17 protein-coding genes and 1 rRNA gene are annotated in these 17,075 nt (G+C 32.7%); 6 read left to right on the top strand and 12 right to left on the bottom strand.

The annotated features are described in order from the left end of the window. Positions 1-100: 100 nt before the first annotated feature. From ABIK75_03690 to ABIK75_03635, 12 genes are all read right to left on the bottom strand, one after another. Positions 101-1,663 (bottom strand): 16S ribosomal RNA (locus ABIK75_03690). A 544-nt stretch (positions 1,664-2,207) separates the two neighbouring features. Further along, entirely contained in the window at positions 2,208-2,495 is a 288-nt protein-coding gene (locus ABIK75_03685; protein ID MEO0090187.1) for a hypothetical protein, read from the bottom strand. 7 nt (positions 2,496-2,502) lie between these two features. Next, positions 2,503-4,134 carry a hypothetical protein gene (locus ABIK75_03680; protein ID MEO0090186.1) on the bottom strand — a complete coding sequence of 544 codons (1,632 nt, stop codon included), beginning with the start codon at positions 4,132-4,134 and terminating at the stop codon, positions 2,503-2,505. 15 nt (positions 4,135-4,149) lie between these two features. Then, positions 4,150-4,485: a hypothetical protein gene (locus tag ABIK75_03675; GenBank protein MEO0090185.1), complete on the bottom strand. Its 336-nt coding sequence runs from the start codon at positions 4,483-4,485 to the stop codon at positions 4,150-4,152. Positions 4,486-4,529: 44 nt separating this feature from the next. Continuing rightward, complete coding sequence (locus ABIK75_03670) at positions 4,530-4,805, bottom strand: acylphosphatase (protein MEO0090184.1); 276 nt, start codon at positions 4,803-4,805, stop codon at positions 4,530-4,532. After that, entirely contained in the window at positions 4,802-6,673 is a 1,872-nt protein-coding gene (gene selB / locus ABIK75_03665) for a selenocysteine-specific translation elongation factor (protein MEO0090183.1), read from the bottom strand. Before selB ends, ABIK75_03670 begins: the two co-directional genes overlap by 4 nt. After that, positions 6,673-8,028 (bottom strand): RNA polymerase factor sigma-54, encoded by a 1,356-nt coding sequence (gene rpoN, locus ABIK75_03660; GenBank protein MEO0090182.1) that lies wholly within the window; start codon positions 8,026-8,028, stop codon positions 6,673-6,675. The genes selB and rpoN overlap by 1 nt, the downstream gene beginning before the upstream one ends. Beyond that, positions 8,025-8,744: an LPS export ABC transporter ATP-binding protein gene (lptB, locus tag ABIK75_03655; protein MEO0090181.1), complete on the bottom strand. Its 720-nt coding sequence runs from the start codon at positions 8,742-8,744 to the stop codon at positions 8,025-8,027. The genes rpoN and lptB overlap by 4 nt, the downstream gene beginning before the upstream one ends. Next, positions 8,741-9,547 (bottom strand): hypothetical protein, encoded by an 807-nt coding sequence (locus tag ABIK75_03650; protein ID MEO0090180.1) that lies wholly within the window; start codon positions 9,545-9,547, stop codon positions 8,741-8,743. Before ABIK75_03650 ends, lptB begins: the two co-directional genes overlap by 4 nt. Further along, a complete protein-coding gene (lptC, locus tag ABIK75_03645) occupies positions 9,544-10,059 on the bottom strand; it encodes an LPS export ABC transporter periplasmic protein LptC (protein ID MEO0090179.1) in 516 nt (171 codons plus the stop codon). The genes ABIK75_03650 and lptC overlap by 4 nt, the downstream gene beginning before the upstream one ends. Further along, positions 10,047-10,646, bottom strand: coding sequence for a hypothetical protein (locus tag ABIK75_03640; protein MEO0090178.1), 600 nt, complete (start codon positions 10,644-10,646; stop codon positions 10,047-10,049). Before ABIK75_03640 ends, lptC begins: the two co-directional genes overlap by 13 nt. A 98-nt stretch (positions 10,647-10,744) precedes the next feature. Beyond that, positions 10,745-12,373 (bottom strand): CTP synthase, encoded by a 1,629-nt coding sequence (locus ABIK75_03635; GenBank protein ID MEO0090177.1) that lies wholly within the window; start codon positions 12,371-12,373, stop codon positions 10,745-10,747. An 86-nt stretch (positions 12,374-12,459) separates the two neighbouring features. Between ABIK75_03635 and rsmD the strand changes: the two genes are divergently transcribed. Genes rsmD through ABIK75_03605 form a run of 6 tightly spaced genes read left to right on the top strand, consistent with a single transcriptional unit; the run spans position 12,460 to position 17,043 of the window. After that, positions 12,460-13,026, top strand: a complete 567-nt coding sequence (gene rsmD / locus ABIK75_03630; protein MEO0090176.1) for a 16S rRNA (guanine(966)-N(2))-methyltransferase RsmD — start codon at positions 12,460-12,462, stop codon at positions 13,024-13,026. Beyond that, a complete protein-coding gene (gene coaD, locus ABIK75_03625; GenBank protein MEO0090175.1) occupies positions 12,995-13,480 on the top strand; it encodes a pantetheine-phosphate adenylyltransferase in 486 nt (161 codons plus the stop codon). Before rsmD ends, coaD begins: the two co-directional genes overlap by 32 nt. Further along, complete coding sequence (obgE, locus tag ABIK75_03620) at positions 13,477-14,454, top strand: GTPase ObgE (protein ID MEO0090174.1); 978 nt, start codon at positions 13,477-13,479, stop codon at positions 14,452-14,454. Before coaD ends, obgE begins: the two co-directional genes overlap by 4 nt. Beyond that, positions 14,455-15,540: a DNA-processing protein DprA gene (gene dprA / locus ABIK75_03615; protein MEO0090173.1), complete on the top strand. Its 1,086-nt coding sequence runs from the start codon at positions 14,455-14,457 to the stop codon at positions 15,538-15,540. Positions 15,541-15,586: 46 nt separating this feature from the next. Further along, entirely contained in the window at positions 15,587-16,558 is a 972-nt protein-coding gene (locus ABIK75_03610) for an AAA family ATPase (protein ID MEO0090172.1), read from the top strand. Then, positions 16,558-17,043 carry a hypothetical protein gene (locus ABIK75_03605; GenBank protein MEO0090171.1) on the top strand — a complete coding sequence of 162 codons (486 nt, stop codon included), beginning with the start codon at positions 16,558-16,560 and terminating at the stop codon, positions 17,041-17,043. Before ABIK75_03610 ends, ABIK75_03605 begins: the two co-directional genes overlap by 1 nt. Positions 17,044-17,075: the final 32 nt, after the last annotated feature.

Here is a 17,075-nt window from a genome sequence, read left to right as displayed (position 1 = left end):
TTTGAGAAATTATTAAGGTGGGATTTAATTTTGAGATAAAAAAAGAAGTTATTTATTAAAAAAAATTTGGAAGTGTGCCTTGAATGAAGATTAACTCGTAAAAGGAGGTGATCCAGCCGCACGTTCCCGTACGGCTACCTTGTTACGACTTCGCCCCAGTCATCCGCCCTGCCTTTGTCCCTAATATTAGCTTAGGGACTTCGGGCATTGCGGACTCCCATGGCGTGACGGGCGGTGTGTGCAAGGCCCGGGAACGTATTCACCGCGGCATGCTGATCCGCGATTACTAGCGATTCCATCTTCACGCAGGCGGGTTGCAGCCTGCGATCCGAACCATGCCCGCTTTTCAGGGATTTGCTCCCCCTCGCGGGTTCGCTTCCCGCTGTAGCGGGCACTGTAGGACGTGTGTAGCCCTGGGCATAAAGGCCATGCTGACTTGACGTCATCCCCACCTTCCTCCCGGTTAACCCGGGCAGTCCCCCTAGAGTGCTCCTATCCTTATCGGATAGGGTGGCAACTAGGGGCAGGGGTTGCGCTCGTTGCGGGACTTAACCATACACCTCACGGCACGAGCTGACGACAGCCATGCAGCACCTGTGCGGGCTGCGGGAAAAATCCCGCTCGTCGCCCTTTCGGGCTCCTACTACCCGCATGTCAAGCCCAGGTAAGGTTTTTCGCGTAGCATCGAATTAAACCACATCCTCCACCGCTTGTGCGGGCCCCCGCCAATCTGTTTGAGTTTTAACCTTGCGGCCGTAGTCCCCAGGTGGTGGACTTAACGCGTTAGCTTCGGCACTGGGGTTGCCCCCAACGCCTAGTCCACATCGTTTAGGGCTGGGACTACCAGGGTATCTAATCCTGTTTGCTCCCCCAGCTTTCGTGTTTCAGCGTCGGGAACGTTCCAGCCAGCTGCCTTCGCCATCGGCGTTCCTCCCGATATCCACGCATTTTACCGCTACACCGGGAGTTCCGCTGGCCTCTCCCGTCCCCTAGGTCCAAAGTATTGGCCGCAATTCTTCGGTTGAGCCGAAGACTTTCACGGCCAACTTTTGGACCCGCCTACACACCCTTTACACCCAGTGATTCCGGACAACGCTTGCCCCCTACGTTTTACCGCGGCTGCTGGCACGTAGTTAGCCGGGGCTTCCTCCTGAGGTACCGTCATCCTCTTTGGTTATTCACCAAAGAGGACATCGTCCCTCACGACAGGGGTTTACGACCCGAAGGCCTTCATCCCCCACGCGGCGTCGCTGGGTCAGGCTTTCGCCCATTGCCCAATTTTCTAGACTGCTGCCTCCCGTAGGAGTCGGGGCCGTGTCTCAGTCCCCGTGTGGCCGGTCACGCTCTCACGCCGGCTACCCGTCATAGGCTTGGTGGGCCATTACCCCACCAACTACCTGATAGGCCAAGAGCCCCTCCCTGGGCGGTAGCATGGAAACCAGAGGCCACCTTTCATCCCCAAGGCATGCGCCTCAGGGATTATATGGGGTATTAGCAGACCTTTCGGCCTGTTATCCCCCTCCCAGGGGCAGGTTACTCTTGTATTACTCACCCGTTCGCCGCTATCTGGATAGTAGGGGTACTACTATCCAGACCGCACGACTTGCATGTCTAAGACACGCCGCCAGCGTTAGTCCTGGGCCACAGTCAAACCCTCCATTCGAAAAATTATGGAGGTTTTTTTCATTCAAGGCACACTTCCAAATTTTCAAAGAGCAATTTTATCTTATATATAATATAGCAAAATTTTGACCTAATGTCAAGCGAAAATTTCTAAAATTTAATATCAAATTTATCATCTTTAAAATTTTAATAAAAAATATCTAAAAGTCAAATTAAAAAAACTTTAGGGTTTTTTGTCTTATATGATAGGAGAAAGTAAAATTAAGCAAAAGATTAATAAAAAAGAGAATAATTATGACCATTTTTTAATATTTAATAAATCTAATCAAAATACAAAATACTAAATACTAAATAGAATAATGTCATAGGTATAATAACCAAATGCTAAAAGAATATTTTTTCAAATAAAAATGAACCTGTAGAGGAGATAGTATAGTATCTAAAAATAAGTAAATTCCTCATTTTAAATATTCTATGATAAACAAACTCATTTCGTTGGGTAAATATTTCAGTTTTTATAAAAACCTTATACTTATGATTAAAAACCCATCAAATTCGTTATAAATTAATAAGATAGTTATCCTTTAAAAATATTCTCGGTTTTTACCCAGGGTAAATATGGATTCAAAAATGTTAGCAATTTGATGAGAAAATTTATGAGGAATTTTGAATTTTTTTTCTAATATCATTTCTATCAATTCGTGAATAAAAATAGACCATTTTATAACTGAAGAAGAATTTCGGGCATAAATATAAATTCTATTTCTTTCCCAATAACCTTGTTCTTCAGAAAGCCATATCTTATCTTCAGGAAAATATATATCTTCATCAGTTAAAATAATGTAAAAAGGAAATGTTATCTTTTTTATCATTATTCATCTATTTTTCATCTATTTCATGCCTTACCTTGCTTCTTAATTCTTTCATTTCTCTATCATCTATTCCTAATAAAATCTTACAAATCTTTTCCGCATAATTTATGGCATCTTGTGCATGTTTTTCTTCTCGTGTTAAAAAACCATGGGTAATAATCAATTCATTTCTTAAATTGGCTAAATTATTTATCTCGTTTTCTATATCTTTGTATTTATTATTTTCTAATTTATTAATTTTATCAAAACCGTCCCAAAAATGATATTTCCTCTTATCTTCTTTCTCTTTCCAAGGATTAATTCTGTGAGAAAGCAACTTTGTTTGAATTGCCATTTCTCCCACTCTATAAGAAAGAAGAACTACCTCATTATATTCGCCGTTTTTCATTCTTCGAGAAATATTCTCTAAAAAATCGGCAATAAGTAATTTCATTTGTTCTAAACTTGGAAATTCTTTTTCTTCACCTTTCTCTAATTTATTAAGAATATCTAAAGTTTTTGTAATTTCATTGCCTATCTCTTTTAAATTTCTCCAAGTTTTACACAGTTTTGGATATTTCTCTTCAATTGTTTCGCAATGAAACCTTTCAATATTCTTTTGCCAAGTTTTTTTATATAAAAACTCGTGCCAATCACATAATCTATAAGTAATGTATTTAATAAATCCCCAATCTCCTTTTTCGGGAAGTTCCTCAGCAAGCATCCTTGCGCGTCCGTAATGATAGTTACTTAAACTTCCTAAAATAAATTCTATTGTGTCATCCCACATAAACTGAGAACATTCTCTATTGCGATATTTTTCACCATCCTTATAAGTATAATAAACCTCTAGTGGTATGTTGCTACCATCCTCTCTTTCCCAAAATTCTTCGAAGGTAACATAAAACAAAGAAAGAGAAAGAATTTTGGAGCCACTACCAAAATTCACAATCACTTGGTTGGGTAATTCTTTTATTGCTTCTTCTTTAACTTTTCGAGATATCTTAATACACTCCTCTAAGGAGAAAGGATCGTTTACGTTCCACTCTTTTAAATTTTTTTCTCCCACTTTTTCTTTAATTAAATGACGAATTTCCATATTTTTTTCACCTGACCAAATAATAAATATCTTTCTTATTTTTTTATTTCTTATTTCATAAACGTTTAATGCCTCTTCTATCCAATCTTTCTCTTCCTCATTGCCAACACTTAAAATACAAACGGTTTTTGAAGTCTTTATTTTCTCTGATATTTTTTCTGCTATTTCACCTTTATAAATCCGAGACTCTGGATTCCCTTTTTCATCAAAAGTTACACCTGCTTCTTTTAGAATTTTTTGAGCATTAGAAATTTCTTTAATCTCTTTTTCTATTAGCTCTAAAGATATTTCTAAATCAAATTTAATAATATTCCCATATTTATTCTTATATTCAAAAGGCCTATCAGTCTTTCGGGGCAGAGATTTTACTTGAAACCCATAAAGTAATTTATCATTTCTCATATCATAAATAATTGCGCTATCCCCTTCTTTTACCTCAGAGTATTTTTGGTAGGCTAAATCATATATATCAACTATACATTTTTCTCTTTTACAATAATCTAAAACTTCATTGGTTTTAGCAATACCAATAACAATTTTGGTTTCTTTTTCTCCTTTCATTTATATTTTAAATTTTTATTCTTTTTTAACTAAATTGGCTGTCCCTAAGATAACCAAAATCAACCCAATAATTAAAACAACGTAAGAAAACCAGATTCTCAAAGAAACAAGTTTACCAACGCCGATAATAACCAAAATTGTTCCAGTAATGATTCTGCCAACAATCCCCTTTTTAAGGATTATTGACCTTAATAAAGCATCAATAAAAAATACTATCCCTAATCCTAAAAGCAAATAAGCCCACCAATCATTCCAAGAAATTATTCCAATGTATCTTAAAGAAAGGGTTAAACCAATGACAATTAATATTAATCCACTAAAAATATATTCTAAACTCTTTTTTTCTTTCATAAGCCCAATTATAGACAGGTTTTTTAAAAAGTCAAATATTATAGTTAGTAAATTATTTCAAAATCATCAAACTCTAAAGTAGCTTCTTCTTCTTTGATTTCTAAATTTTCTACTCGCGCTGCTGGCGGTCCTTTTTCTAACTCCTCAATAAATTTCTTAAGATTTTCTTCCTCTCCTTCGGCTACTACCTCCACTCTTCCATCCCAAAGATTTTTTACCCAACCAGTAATATTAAATCGCTTTGCTTGCCTTCTAGTAAAATCCCGATAAAAAACCCCTTGTACTCTGCCACTTACAAAAATATGATATCTTTTTTTCATAATCTTAAATAACGCACCTCACCTTTTCTTTCAGTAATTCCCTTATTATCAAAATAGTGAAGTAAAGGGAGAGCATATTTTCTAGTGGTATTCAAAAGTTGCCGAAATTCACTCACTGTGATTGGTTTCTTTAAAAAGTTATTTTTTAATAATTCCCAAGCCTTTTCAATACTTTTGTAATGGAAATAAAAATCCTCTATTTTTAAAAGAATCTCGTTCTCTAAAAGGATGATGAAGAGTTTCTTTAATTCTTTTTCTTCTAATTTCAGTATCTCTTTTATTTCCGTAAAATCAGGTGGTGAAAAAATTCTTTTGAGATATTCTTCTTCAATCCTCTTTAGATAATTTTTTTCTTTTTCACTCATTTTTATTTGATAATCAAAAAGACTTAAAAAATCTCCCTCCTTCTTTATTTTTCCTTCCAAAATCAAATCTTTTATAATTTTTCCTATCAAATCTTTATTTAAATAATTGAAGCGATTCTTCAATTCTTCTTCTTTCATTCCTCTTCGGTAAGAAAATTTTTGATGATAGTCTTGTAAAATTTTTAATATTTTATTTTTTAAATTATCATATTCTACGCTTACATAATAATTTTCTTGAATTTTAATTATCTTATTTTCTTTAATTAAATCTTCTAAAATAGATAATATTTTCTCTTTTTCTAAACCAGTAAATATTTTTAAATTTTCTAATTTAGCACCCTCCAATTTTTTAAATTCTAAAAAACCTAAAATCTTATCTTTGTCGTTTTCTGAAGAAAGTTTTTTCAAAACTTCAATAGTAGTCTTATCAATCTTTTCTTGAGGTATCTCCGGAAGTAAAACTTTTCCACCACCCAGAGTAATATTTAAGCTAAAATTTCTAATAATAAAAGAATCATAAAAATTGCAAACCACCGGTTCTGTTAAATAGAAAATCGCTAATCCTTCTTCGGCTGGGTTTAATTCCTCCCTTTCTAAAAGAAAAATTTTTGCTAAAGTTTCTTTAGTACCAATATGAAATTTTACCACACTTCTCCTCTTTAAAGATATTGGTGAATTCTTTAAAATCTTAAGATAACCAATTAATTTTAAAGTTGGTTCAAATATATTAGGAGTGGCTAATACATTTCCTCTTTCTATTTTTTCTTTTTCAATTCCCAAAAGATTTAAAGCGGCCCGTTCACCTAGTTTCGCACTAGTTACTTGTTTTTTATGCCTTTCAATACTGCGAATTTTTACAGTTATTTTCTGAGGAAGGATTTCTAAATTATCACCAACTTTCACCTCTCCGGAAAGAATGGTACCAGCGACAATTGTTCCAAAACCTTTAATAGTGAATATTCGATCAATGGGCATAAAAAAAACTCCTCTATCCCTTTTTCTGGGTACAATTTTTTCAATTTTTTCATCAATCGCTTTCTTTAAATCTTCTAAACCCTCATGGGTAATAGCAGAAAAAGGAATAATTGGGGCTGTTTTTAAATAATCCTCTTCCCAAAGAAATTCTCTAACCTCTTTTTCTAAATCTTTTATTGTTTCTTCATCAACTAAATCTTTTTTGGTCAAAACGATAATTCCTTCTTCGATTCCTAAAAGTTTAGCAATATTAAGATGTTCCACTGTTTGCGGTTTTATCCCTTCATTAGCGGCAATCACTAAAAGTAATAAGTCAATAGTATAAGCCCCGGCGACCATATGGCGAATAAATTTCTCGTGCCCTGGAACGTCAATAACGGTTGCTTTATCGCCGTAAAAGGCAAACCCTAAATCAGTGGTCATACCCCTTTCTTTTTCTTCTTTTAAACGGTCGGGGTCGTAACCGGTAAGTGCCTTTACTAAAGCCGATTTACCGTGATCAATATGACCAGCGGTACCAATAACCATTATTTATTCTTCCTTTCACTGGTCTTAGGAATGTTTAATTCCTGACGATATTTAGCAACCGTTCTTCTTTTAATATTTATTCCCATTTCTTTTAGTTTCTCAACAATCTCTTCATCGGTGAGTGGATTATTTTTATCTTCCTTTTCAATTAAACTTTTAATTTTTGCTTTGATTGTCGATTTAGAAACTGCACCAATACCGGAAGAGAAAAAAGAACGAAGAGCAAAAATACCAAAAGGCGTCTCCATATATTTTCCGGCAATTGCCCGAGAAATATTAGAAGGATGGATCCCCAATTTTTCGCCACATTCTTTAATAGAAAGAGGTTTTATCATCTCGCGATTTACCAAAAAGAATTCTCGTTGATTTTCAATAATATATTCCATTATTTTCTTTAAAGTTTGTTTTCTCATTTCTAATGCTTTAATAAACATAATAGCATTTTTAAACTTTCTTCTTACAAATTCCACTTGCTCTTTCCCATAATTAGTGGGATTTAGTAAAATTTCTCGGTAATAATTGGCAATCTTTAATTTAGGTAAATTTTCTTCATTAAATTCAAAACTAATTTTATCTTCTTCAATTTTTATCTTAAAATCAGGGATGATGTAATCCGTTTTTGGAAAACCATATTTTCTTAATGGCCTTGGTTCTAAATTGGCAAGATTATCAAAGGCTTCTCTGATTCTCCCTTCGTTGGTCTTTAGTTTAGCAGCTATTCTTTTATAATTTTTAGTTTTTATTAGTTCTTCACATTCCTCTAACATTCTTACCTCGATCGAATCTTTGCTGAAACCTTTCAACTCTAATTGGGCAATGAGAGCCTCTTTCAAAGTACGGGAACCAATCCCTCCGGGTTCAATTTTTTTCATTATTTCAATAATTTTTTTTATTCTTTCTTCTCCAACTCCTAAAGTATGAGCAATTTCTTCGATAGGAAATTCTAAAAATCCATTTTCATCTAAACTGTTACAAAGGAATTCAGCAATAAAATAATCTTCTTTGTCAATTTTTTGCCGTAACCTAGTAAAAAGTTCATCTATCGATGTTATTGGCGCAGGATTAGCCACATCCAAAAGGTCAACTTCTGCCCCTGTGGGGGAAGTGGAAAGGGAGTAATTTTCTTCCGGTAATAAATCATCAAGCGAAAATTCATCCTCATTATCTCTTTTCTCTTCTTCCGATATTTCTTCAATCTCTTTTTCCTCTTCTTCTGCTTCTAAACAAGGATTGGTAGCGAGTTCCTGCTCAATTACCATTTCTAAATCTAAGATAGGCAATGCCAAAAGTTTCAAATTTAAAAGCAATTGTGGTGTCAATATTAATTTTTGCTCTAACCTAAATTCTTGTTTCATACTCGAAATTTTTCTCCTAAGTAAACTTTTCTAACCTTTTCATTGCTAACCAGTTCCTCTTTTGTGCCCGAAAAGAGAATTTCTCCCTGATAAATAAGATAAGAATAATCAGTAATCTCTAAAGTTTCTCGAACATTGTGGTCGGTGATCAAAATACCAATCTTTTCTTCTTTTAAATTTAAAATTATCTCTTGGATTTCACTACGATAAATGGGGTCAATACCGGTAAAAGGCTCATCTAACAAAAGAAAATGAGGACGAATAGTTAAGGCGCGCGCAATCTCCACTTTTCTCCTTTCACCACCCGATAAATTTTTGGCTTTTTCCTTTCTTAAATAATCTAACCCTAATTTGTTTAGCAAAAAAGAAACCCTTTCTTCAATCTCTGCTTTTTTGTAACCTAATAGTTCCATTATTCCTTTGAGATTATCTTCGACACTCAATTTTAAAAAAACTGAAGGCTCTTGTGTCAGATAGCTAATCCCTAATCTTGCTCTTCGATAGGAAGGTAAAAGAGTAATATCTTTTTCCCAAAAATTGATTTTGCCATTATCAGGTTTCACAAATCCCATAATTATATGAAAGGTAGTTGTTTTACCAGCACCATTCGGTCCTAAAAGACCAACAATCTCACCTTTTTCTACTTTCAAACTCACATTATTTAATACCAACCTTTTACCATATCTCTTGGAAATATTCTCCACTATTAAACTCATTGCTTTTTAAAATAAGTCTTGCCCAATACGATCTCTTCACCGTAAGCAACCTTTAAATCATTGTTGGTAAAATCAAATTTAATTTTCTTACATTCTAATTCAATTTTATTATTTTCTTTACAAAAAGAAAGAAAAACTTTACCAATAAAAGTTACCTCTTTAACCGCTTCTTCTTCCAAAACAAAAGAAGCATGTTCACCTTTTACTTCACCAAAACTATCAACATAATTCACGTTACCTTTTGCCCATCCGGTATCCTTTTTAAAATCGTAAAAAAGGGTATCACAATTTAAGGAATTTATTATCTTTTCTTGCTCACCATAATTCATAATTTTTGTTGCTAAATAAGAATAAAGAAAATTATTTTTATTGTCAATTTCAATCTTTTTCCCTAATAACCTTACTTTTTCTTTTAATTTTATCTCTCCCTCTTCTAAAAGCAAAATTTCTTTTTCTAAATCATACTGAGAATTTTCACCCAAAATTATTAATTTTTTTCTATTTTTTGAACTACTAACTAAAAAAAAATTTTGAGGCATCTCCCATTTTCTGGTCTTTAAATCATAAATTGCTAAGTTGGTATAAAGGGTATCTTTATCTCTCAAGATTTTAACCGAATCCCTTAAGAAAAGAATTCTTGTTGCCGGATCAAATTCGGCATAATTCGCAAAAATCTTTATTTCTTCCTCATAAATTTCAATTCCCAAAGGGAAAAGAGTAATTCTTTTTCCACCCCGTTCAACAAATTCTGTGGTGGGTGCTTTCAACTGAAAATTAAGAAGAAAAAAAATTAATACTATCATTTGGCTTTTCCGGTAACCTCTTTTAAAATTTTTACTTTTGATAAAGCAGCATCACTTTCTAAGCCAATTCCTTCAATTTCACCACTTTCATTTCGGAAACGGACAAAGGAATTAGTAAAAATCATTTGCCTTTGGTTATCCCATCTTAAAGAATCACAAAAAAGATATGTGGAATCATTAGTTCTTACTACTATTGAACCGAATCCAAAGAGATTGTAATTTTTTTGATCAACTATTCCCGAATCACATTCCAAAATTGCTGAAACTCTCTTTTCTTCGTCAAAAAAATAGACAATTGGTTTATAAATATAAATCCTTTTTTCTTCTTCAAAAAGCAGTGCCTTTTGAGCAAATAATTTAAAAAGCTGCTTACCTGTAGCGCTCTCTAAAAGTTCAAAATTAATAGTAATTTGGGAAGGAAGCCTTTTCTTTTCACTAATCTCTTCCTCTCTTTTTTCGCAAGAAAGAACTATTAAAATTACCCAAAGAAATATTATCTTTATTTTCCCCATAAGGCCCAATCAAAAATATTCTTTTTAATCTCTTCTTTTACAAAAGAAAAAGGGAAACCTTTTTTTATAACCACCTCATAAGTTTCGCCTTTTTTTCTCATCAGCATAAAATATAGCGGACAAGAAAAAATACGAGAAATAATAAAAGGAGTAATTAGTATTTTCAAATTTGGTAATAATCCTTTAAAAAAAATTAATCTTCCTTTATGAATATTATCGATAGCGAAGCCAACCAAATAATTGTTAGCAAGCGCTTCCTTTATCTCTTGTAAGGTTTTACAAATTTTTAAAGTTTTTCCTTTTCTTATTTTCAAAAGAAGATTATTTAAAATTTTATTCTTTTGAGGAGAATAAACAATCGCTGTTTTATAGCCTTTTTTCATAAAAACTAAGGGCAAAATTTCGTATAAACCATAATGAAAGGTAACCACCACTCCTCCCCTTTCCTTTATAATATTATCACCTAAAAATTTAATTTTGTCAAAAATTAAAGAGATAGTTTGCTTATTAATCAAAATCATTGTTGATAAATTCTCAGAAATCTTTAAAAGATAAAAAGAAAAGGGGAAATTTTTCTTTTTGGTCAAGTAAAGATAATTATCAATAATCTCTCGACGGTATTTCTTTTTGAAAGAAAAATAAAAAAAGAGTAAAAGGAAAAAGAATAATCTCCAGAAAAAAAATCTTAGTTGCCAGATTGGGCAAGACACGCTTTGACAAAGGCAAAAAATAAAGGATGGGGTCTTAACGGTCGGGATTTGAATTCGGGATGGAATTGGGTAGCCACAAAGAAAGGATGATTCTTTAATTCAATAATCTCTACCAAATCTTCTTTCTCATAAAAACCACTAACAACCAAACCATTTTTTTCCAAGATTTCTAAATATTGATTGTTTACTTCGTAACGGTGACGATGGCGTTCATAGATTTTTCGAACTTGGTAAGCATTAAAGGCAATGGTGTTTTCTTTCAAAAGGCAGGGATAGGCACCCAACCGCATTGTTCCGCCTTTTTTCTTTATTCCCTTTTGGCTTTCTAAAAGATGAATAACCGGATATTTAGTATTAGGAACAAATTCCTGAGAATGGGCTTCTTTCAATCCAACTACATTACGGCTAAATTCAATTACCGCACATTGTAAACCCACACAGAGTCCTAAAAAAGGCAGATTATTTTCTCGCGCATACTCAATTGCCAAAATCTTACCCTCAATTCCTCTCGCACCAAAACCACCGGGTACAATTATTCCACAAACATCAGCAAAATAATCTTTTAAAATATCTTTCCCTTTTCTTTTTACTTCTTCTTCTAAATCGGTGGCTTCAATCCATTTAATATTTGGTTTTAAAGATAAATGGCCACAAGCATGATTAACCGCCTCAATTACACTTTTGTAAGCATCTCTTAAAGAGGTATATTTTCCAACAATGGCAATCTTTATTTCTTTTTTAGGATTTTCTATTTTATTTATAAAATCTAACCAATCTTGCCAGGTTTTTAAACCTGTTTCTTTTGTTTTCAAAGAAAGAAATTGACAGATAAGCCAATCCAGTTTCTGTTCCTTAAAAATAAGGGGAATTTTATAGATATTATCGGTATCAATCCCTTCAATTACCGCTTCCTTAGAAACATTACAGAAAAGGGCAATCTTATCTTTGGCTTCTTTTGGTAGCGGTCTTTCGGTACGACACAAAATTATATCCGGTTGAATACCAATCCTTCTTAGTTCATTTACTGAATGTTGGGTTGGTTTAGTTTTAAACTCATTAGCACTTTTGATAAAAGGAACTAAAGTTAAATGAATGTATAAAACATTATCTTTTCCCTCTTCTAATCTTAATTGTCTCATCGCTTCTAAAAAGGGCAAACTCTCAATATCGCCAACAGTACCACCAATCTCCACTAATACCACATCATGTTCATTGGCTATTTTTCTAACCCTTTCTTTAATTTCATTAGTTATATGAGGGACTACCTGAATAGTTCCACCAAGAAAAATCCCTTCCCTTTCTTTTTCAATTACTGAAAGATACACCTGACCAGCCGTTACATTATTTTCTTTGGAAAGATTTACATCTAAAAATCTTTCGTAATGTCCTAAATCTAAATCGGTTTCGGCACCATCTTCGGTGACAAAAACTTCACCGTGTTGATAAGGGTTCATTGTTCCTGGATCAACATTAATATAAGGGTCAAATTTTAAGGGATTTACCGAAAGTCCTTGGATTTTTAACAAAAGTCCAATGGAAGCGGTGGCAATCCCTTTTCCAAGAGAACTGACTACACCACCAGTAATCACCACATACTTTGCCATCTTTTAGATAGAATAATGAAAAAGGATTTAAAAGTCAAATTCAATAATTAATTGCAATTACTTTATTGTTTTTTATAATTTTTAAAATGGTAAAAATTCACGCAGGAATATTAAAAGGCAAAAAGATATTTTTCCCCAAAGGAAAATTAAGGGTTAGTCAAGATAAGGTGAGAAAGGCAGTTTTTGATATGGTCGGCGAAGAGATAAAGGATAAAACTGTTTTAGATCTGTTTGCCGGTAGCGGCAGTTTCGGTATCACTGCCCTTTCTCTTGGTGCGAAAGAAGTCCATTTTGTGGAGAAGAATAAAGTAGTTTTTAAATATTTAAAGAGAAACATTAATCAATTAGAAAATTGTTATTCCTATTTAATGGATGTTTTTATTTTCTTAAAGAAAATAAAGAAAAAATTTGATATCATCTTTCTTGATCCTCCCTATTTTAAAAATTATTATGAAAGAACTTTGCAATTGATAAAGGAAAATAATTTACTTGCAAAGAATGGAATAATCATTGTGGAAAGCCATAAAAATTTTAGTTTTTCAAATTTGGAGTTTAATGTTTTGAAAGAGAAAATTTATGGAGACACCAAAATTACTATTTTAGGAGGTGAAAATGAAAGAGATAAGAAAAATAATCTATCCGGGAAGTTTTGATCCAATTACTAATGGTCATTTGGATTTAATAAAAAGGGCATTAGCCATCTTTGATGAAGTAATTGTGGCGGTTGCCAAAAGAGAAGAGAAAAAACCACTTTTTTCTTGGGAAGAAAGAATTGATTTGGCAAAAAAGGCGATTAAAGAATTGGAGTTAAAGAATGTTATTATTGAAGGATATGATTCCTTATTAATTGATTTCTGTAAAAAGAAAAATATTTTTGCCATTTTGCGGGGATTAAGGGCGGTAGCGGATTTTGATTATGAATTCCAAATGGCTTTAACCAATAGAAAATTATCACCAGAGATTGAAACCATCTTTTTTGTCCCTTCACCGGAGTATATCTTTCTTTCGGCTTCTTTGGTAAAAGAGATTGCTAAATATGGTGGTTGCCTTAAAAAGTTTGTCCCTAATTGTGTGGAAAAAGCGTTAAGAGAGAAATTTGCTAAATGAAAAGGGTAAAATTTGTTGACGAAGTTGAAATCTTGTGTGAAGGTGGTAAAGGTGGCGATGGCTGTGTGGCTTTTTTAAGGGAGAAGTTTTTACCCAAAGGTGGACCAGCTGGTGGTGATGGTGGCGATGGCGGTTCGGTTTATCTTATCGGCAATGAAAGATTAATCACTTTAGCAGATTTTCAATATCAATACCATTACAAAGCAAAGAATGGTGAAAATGGCAAAGGGAAAAATCAACACGGGAAAAAGGGAAAAGATATTTTTTTAGAAGTTCCTTTGGGAACCGATATTTATAAATTTGATGAAGAAAAAAAGGAATATATCTATTTGGGCTCAATCTTGAAAAATAAAGAAGTTCTTTTGGTTGCTAAAGGTGGCAAAGGTGGTAGAGGAAATACCCATTTCAAATCACCTACTAATCAAAGACCAAGATATGCTGAGAAAGGAGAATTGGGCGAAAAGGTAAAATTAAAATTGGTATTAAGGCTTCTTGCTGATATTGGCTTTGTCGGTTTGCCTAATGCTGGCAAATCAACATTGTTAAGGGCAATTTCTAATGCCCGACCAAAGATTGCTCCCTATCCTTTTACCACTCTCACACCAAATTTAGGAGTTTTAGAAATTGACCATCTAAAAATAACTGCCTGTGATATGCCCGGAATAATTAAAGGCGCCAGTGAAGGAAAAGGGTTAGGGCTAAGATTTTTAAGACATATTGAAAGATGTAAAATGATTCTCTTTATCTTAGATATTACCAGTAATCCGATAGAAGATTTTCAAACCCTTTACTCCGAAATTGAAAAATATAATAAAGAGATTTTAGAAAAAAGTTTAGGAATTATAATTAATAAAATTGATTTGGTCTCTGAAATTCCCAATTTCTCTTTTTCTCTACCTACTATCTATATTTCCGCATTAAAGGGGATTAATATTGATAAACTAATAGAATTCATCAAGGAAAATCTGAAATAAATGGAAGAAAAAGAAATAAAATATCTTTTGCTCTATTCCCTTCCGAAGATGACCGAAAGAAAAATAAGAAATCTTCTAAACTATTTTAAAGATATTGATAAAATCTTTCAGGCTGATAAAGAAGAGATATTAAAGGTTAATGGGATTGATGAAGAGATATATGACTTTTTAAAAGAAGGAATTGATAAAAAGATAGAAGAAAAGATTAAAATTGCTGAAAAGTTAAAGGTTAAGATAGTTTCTTTTTTAGATAAAGAGTATCCAAAAAATCTTTTAAGATTTTCTGATTTTCCGCCGCTCTTATTTATTCGTGGTGAAATAAAAGAAGAAGACAATTTAGCCTTAGCAATAATTGGCACAAGAAAAGCAAGCGAATACTCCCAAATGGTTGCCTATCGGTTAGCAAAGGAGTTAAGTAGTTACGGAATAACAATTATTAGCGGTTTAGCAAGAGGGATAGATTCTTCTGCCCACAAAGGAGCGATTGAAAATGATGGCAGAACAATTGCTGTTTTGGGCTGCGGTATTGATATCTGTTATCCACCAGAAAATAAAAGATTAATGGAAGAGATTGCTACAAAGGGAGCAGTAATTTCCGAATTTAACATCTCAACTCCACCGGAAAGTTATAATTTTCCCCAAAGGAATAGAATAATTGCTGGTCTTTCTTTGGGAGTTATTGCGGTTGCTTGTCCAATTGCCTCTGGAGTTTTAAATACCTGTGAATGGGCAATCAATTATGGAATAGAAGTCTTTGCCTGTCCTGGTCCATTATTTAAAAAAGAATATGAAGGAACAAATAAATTAATAAAAGATGGAGCAAAAATAGTAACAAAAACAGAAGATATCTTAGAAGAACTTTCTTTGCCCTTAAAAAAAGAACTAAAAAAGATGGGAATTGATATAGAATTAAATGAAAAAGAAAAAGAGATAACAGCAATCTTAAATGAAAATCCAATACATATTGATGAAATTGCTGAAAGGCTGAATAGACCAATTAACGAGATATCAGAAATCTTATTAATGTTAGAAATGAAGGGGGTTGTTAAAGAACTGCCAGGAAAGAGATTTATAAAAACAATTTAAACCGTTAAATATTGACTTTATTTTTTTGAATTAATATAATTTAAAAATGGTTTCTAAGATTACTATTAAGAATTTCAAATCAATTAAAGAATTATCTTTTAATGCTAAAAGAATAAATTTATTTATTGGAAAGCCAAATACGGGAAAGTCAAATATTTTAGAAGCCTTAGGAGTTTTTTCGCTTTCTTATAGAGCCAATATTAAGGAGTTAATAAGATTAGAAAAAATTGCTGATTTATTTTGGAATAAAGAGACCTCTTTAAAAATTGAAGTTTATGCTAGTAATTTTAAATGGGAAACTTATCAACAAGGTGGGGATATATATATTAAAGCTGATTTCATAGAAAAAGGAAGTGCTAATCTTTTTGATTATAGATTTGATAATAATGCGAATTTTGCGGGTTCTGTGTCACACATTTTTTTTACAAAAGACAATCCTTTTAAATTTTATCGCTTTAAAACTCTGCCTTATTTTCCCTATCAAGAGCATTCTTTTCTTTTGCCACCAAACGGTGAAAATTTATTAGCCATACTAAATACTAACCAAGAAATTTATAATTTTGTAAAATTAATTTTGGATGAATTTAAATTACAATTAGTATTAGAAGAGGGAGAGGCAAAAATTAAAATTTTGAAATTGGAGCCAAAAACAATTCTTTTTCCTTATTTATTACTTTCCGATACCCTTCAACGGATAATCTTTCATTTTGTGGCGATAAAAAGTAATAGGGATTCAATTATCCTATTTGAAGAACCTGAAGCCCATTCCTTTCCTTACTATACAAAAATCCTGGCAGAAACAATCGCCTTTGATAAAAAAAATAATCAGTATTTCATCTCAACACATAACCCCTATTTCTTATCTTCCCTTATAGAAAAAACTCCTAAGGAAGAATTGACAATCTTTTATGTGTATATAAAAGAACACCAAACGATGTTAAAGGAATTAAGTGATAAAGAAAAAGAAGATATTTCGACAGGTAAAATAGACCCATTTTTCCAATTTAGCGAAGATTAATGATTTTTTATGCTGAATGTTATAACCAAAGAAGGGTTATTAATATTTTATGGGGAAAAATTAATATAAGACACTTATCAGGAAGGGGTAAATTCTTTTCCCAAATAAAAGAAGGAAAAGAAAAGAAGAAATATTTAGCATTATTAGATGAAGACCCTCAAACCGATTCACCTACACAAAAATTGCTATTAAAAGTAGGTTTTGAATTGGTTGAAGAAAAGGAAGGAATTAAATTGTTCAAAGATAAAGATAAGAATTTAGTTATTACCCTCTCGCCAGATTTAGAAGAATGGATATATAATGTAGCAAAGAAAGAAGGGATTAAACTATCAGATTTTGGCTTTTCAGATAATCCGGAAAGTTTTCCAGATGAAGCAAAAGTATCTCCTTCTAAATTTCAACAATTAATCCATAATTTACTGAATAAGAAAAATAAAGAATTAAGGTATTTAAAAGGGCTTTTAATAGAAATAATCAAAAGTTAAGGAAATTAAAGATTATTTATCTAAATCCTAAC

This window comes from candidate division WOR-3 bacterium (assembly GCA_039801725.1).
In the GTDB taxonomy this organism is placed as follows: domain Bacteria; phylum Hydrothermota; class Tepidihabitantia; order Tepidihabitantales; family DTDR01; genus DTDR01.
The sequence above is the reverse complement of the archived record's forward strand: the minus strand, read 5'-3'. Positions and strand labels throughout refer to the sequence as shown.

What these genes read in the sequence shown, in the direction of transcription:
- ABIK75_03685 (MEO0090187.1), bottom strand. Translation starts at nt 2,495, where the DNA reads ATGATAAAAAAGATAACATTTCCTTTTTACATTATTTTAACTGATGAA.
- ABIK75_03635 (MEO0090177.1), bottom strand. Translation starts at nt 12,373, where the DNA reads ATGGCAAAGTATGTGGTGATTACTGGTGGTGTAGTCAGTTCTCTTGGA.
- rsmD (MEO0090176.1), top strand. Translation starts at nt 12,460, where the DNA reads ATGGTAAAAATTCACGCAGGAATATTAAAAGGCAAAAAGATATTTTTC.
- ABIK75_03675 (MEO0090185.1), bottom strand. Translation starts at nt 4,485, where the DNA reads ATGAAAGAAAAAAAGAGTTTAGAATATATTTTTAGTGGATTAATATTA.
- lptC (MEO0090179.1), bottom strand. Translation starts at nt 10,059, where the DNA reads ATGGGGAAAATAAAGATAATATTTCTTTGGGTAATTTTAATAGTTCTT.
- ABIK75_03670 (MEO0090184.1), bottom strand. Translation starts at nt 4,805, where the DNA reads ATGAAAAAAAGATATCATATTTTTGTAAGTGGCAGAGTACAAGGGGTT.
- rpoN (MEO0090182.1), bottom strand. Translation starts at nt 8,028, where the DNA reads ATGAAACAAGAATTTAGGTTAGAGCAAAAATTAATATTGACACCACAA.
- lptB (MEO0090181.1), bottom strand. Translation starts at nt 8,744, where the DNA reads ATGAGTTTAATAGTGGAGAATATTTCCAAGAGATATGGTAAAAGGTTG.
- selB (MEO0090183.1), bottom strand. Translation starts at nt 6,673, where the DNA reads ATGGTTATTGGTACCGCTGGTCATATTGATCACGGTAAATCGGCTTTA.
- ABIK75_03650 (MEO0090180.1), bottom strand. Translation starts at nt 9,547, where the DNA reads ATGATAGTATTAATTTTTTTTCTTCTTAATTTTCAGTTGAAAGCACCC.
- ABIK75_03610 (MEO0090172.1), top strand. Translation starts at nt 15,587, where the DNA reads ATGGTTTCTAAGATTACTATTAAGAATTTCAAATCAATTAAAGAATTA.
- obgE (MEO0090174.1), top strand. Translation starts at nt 13,477, where the DNA reads ATGAAAAGGGTAAAATTTGTTGACGAAGTTGAAATCTTGTGTGAAGGT.
- dprA (MEO0090173.1), top strand. Translation starts at nt 14,455, where the DNA reads ATGGAAGAAAAAGAAATAAAATATCTTTTGCTCTATTCCCTTCCGAAG.
- ABIK75_03680 (MEO0090186.1), bottom strand. Translation starts at nt 4,134, where the DNA reads ATGAAAGGAGAAAAAGAAACCAAAATTGTTATTGGTATTGCTAAAACC.
- ABIK75_03605 (MEO0090171.1), top strand. Translation starts at nt 16,558, where the DNA reads ATGATTTTTTATGCTGAATGTTATAACCAAAGAAGGGTTATTAATATT.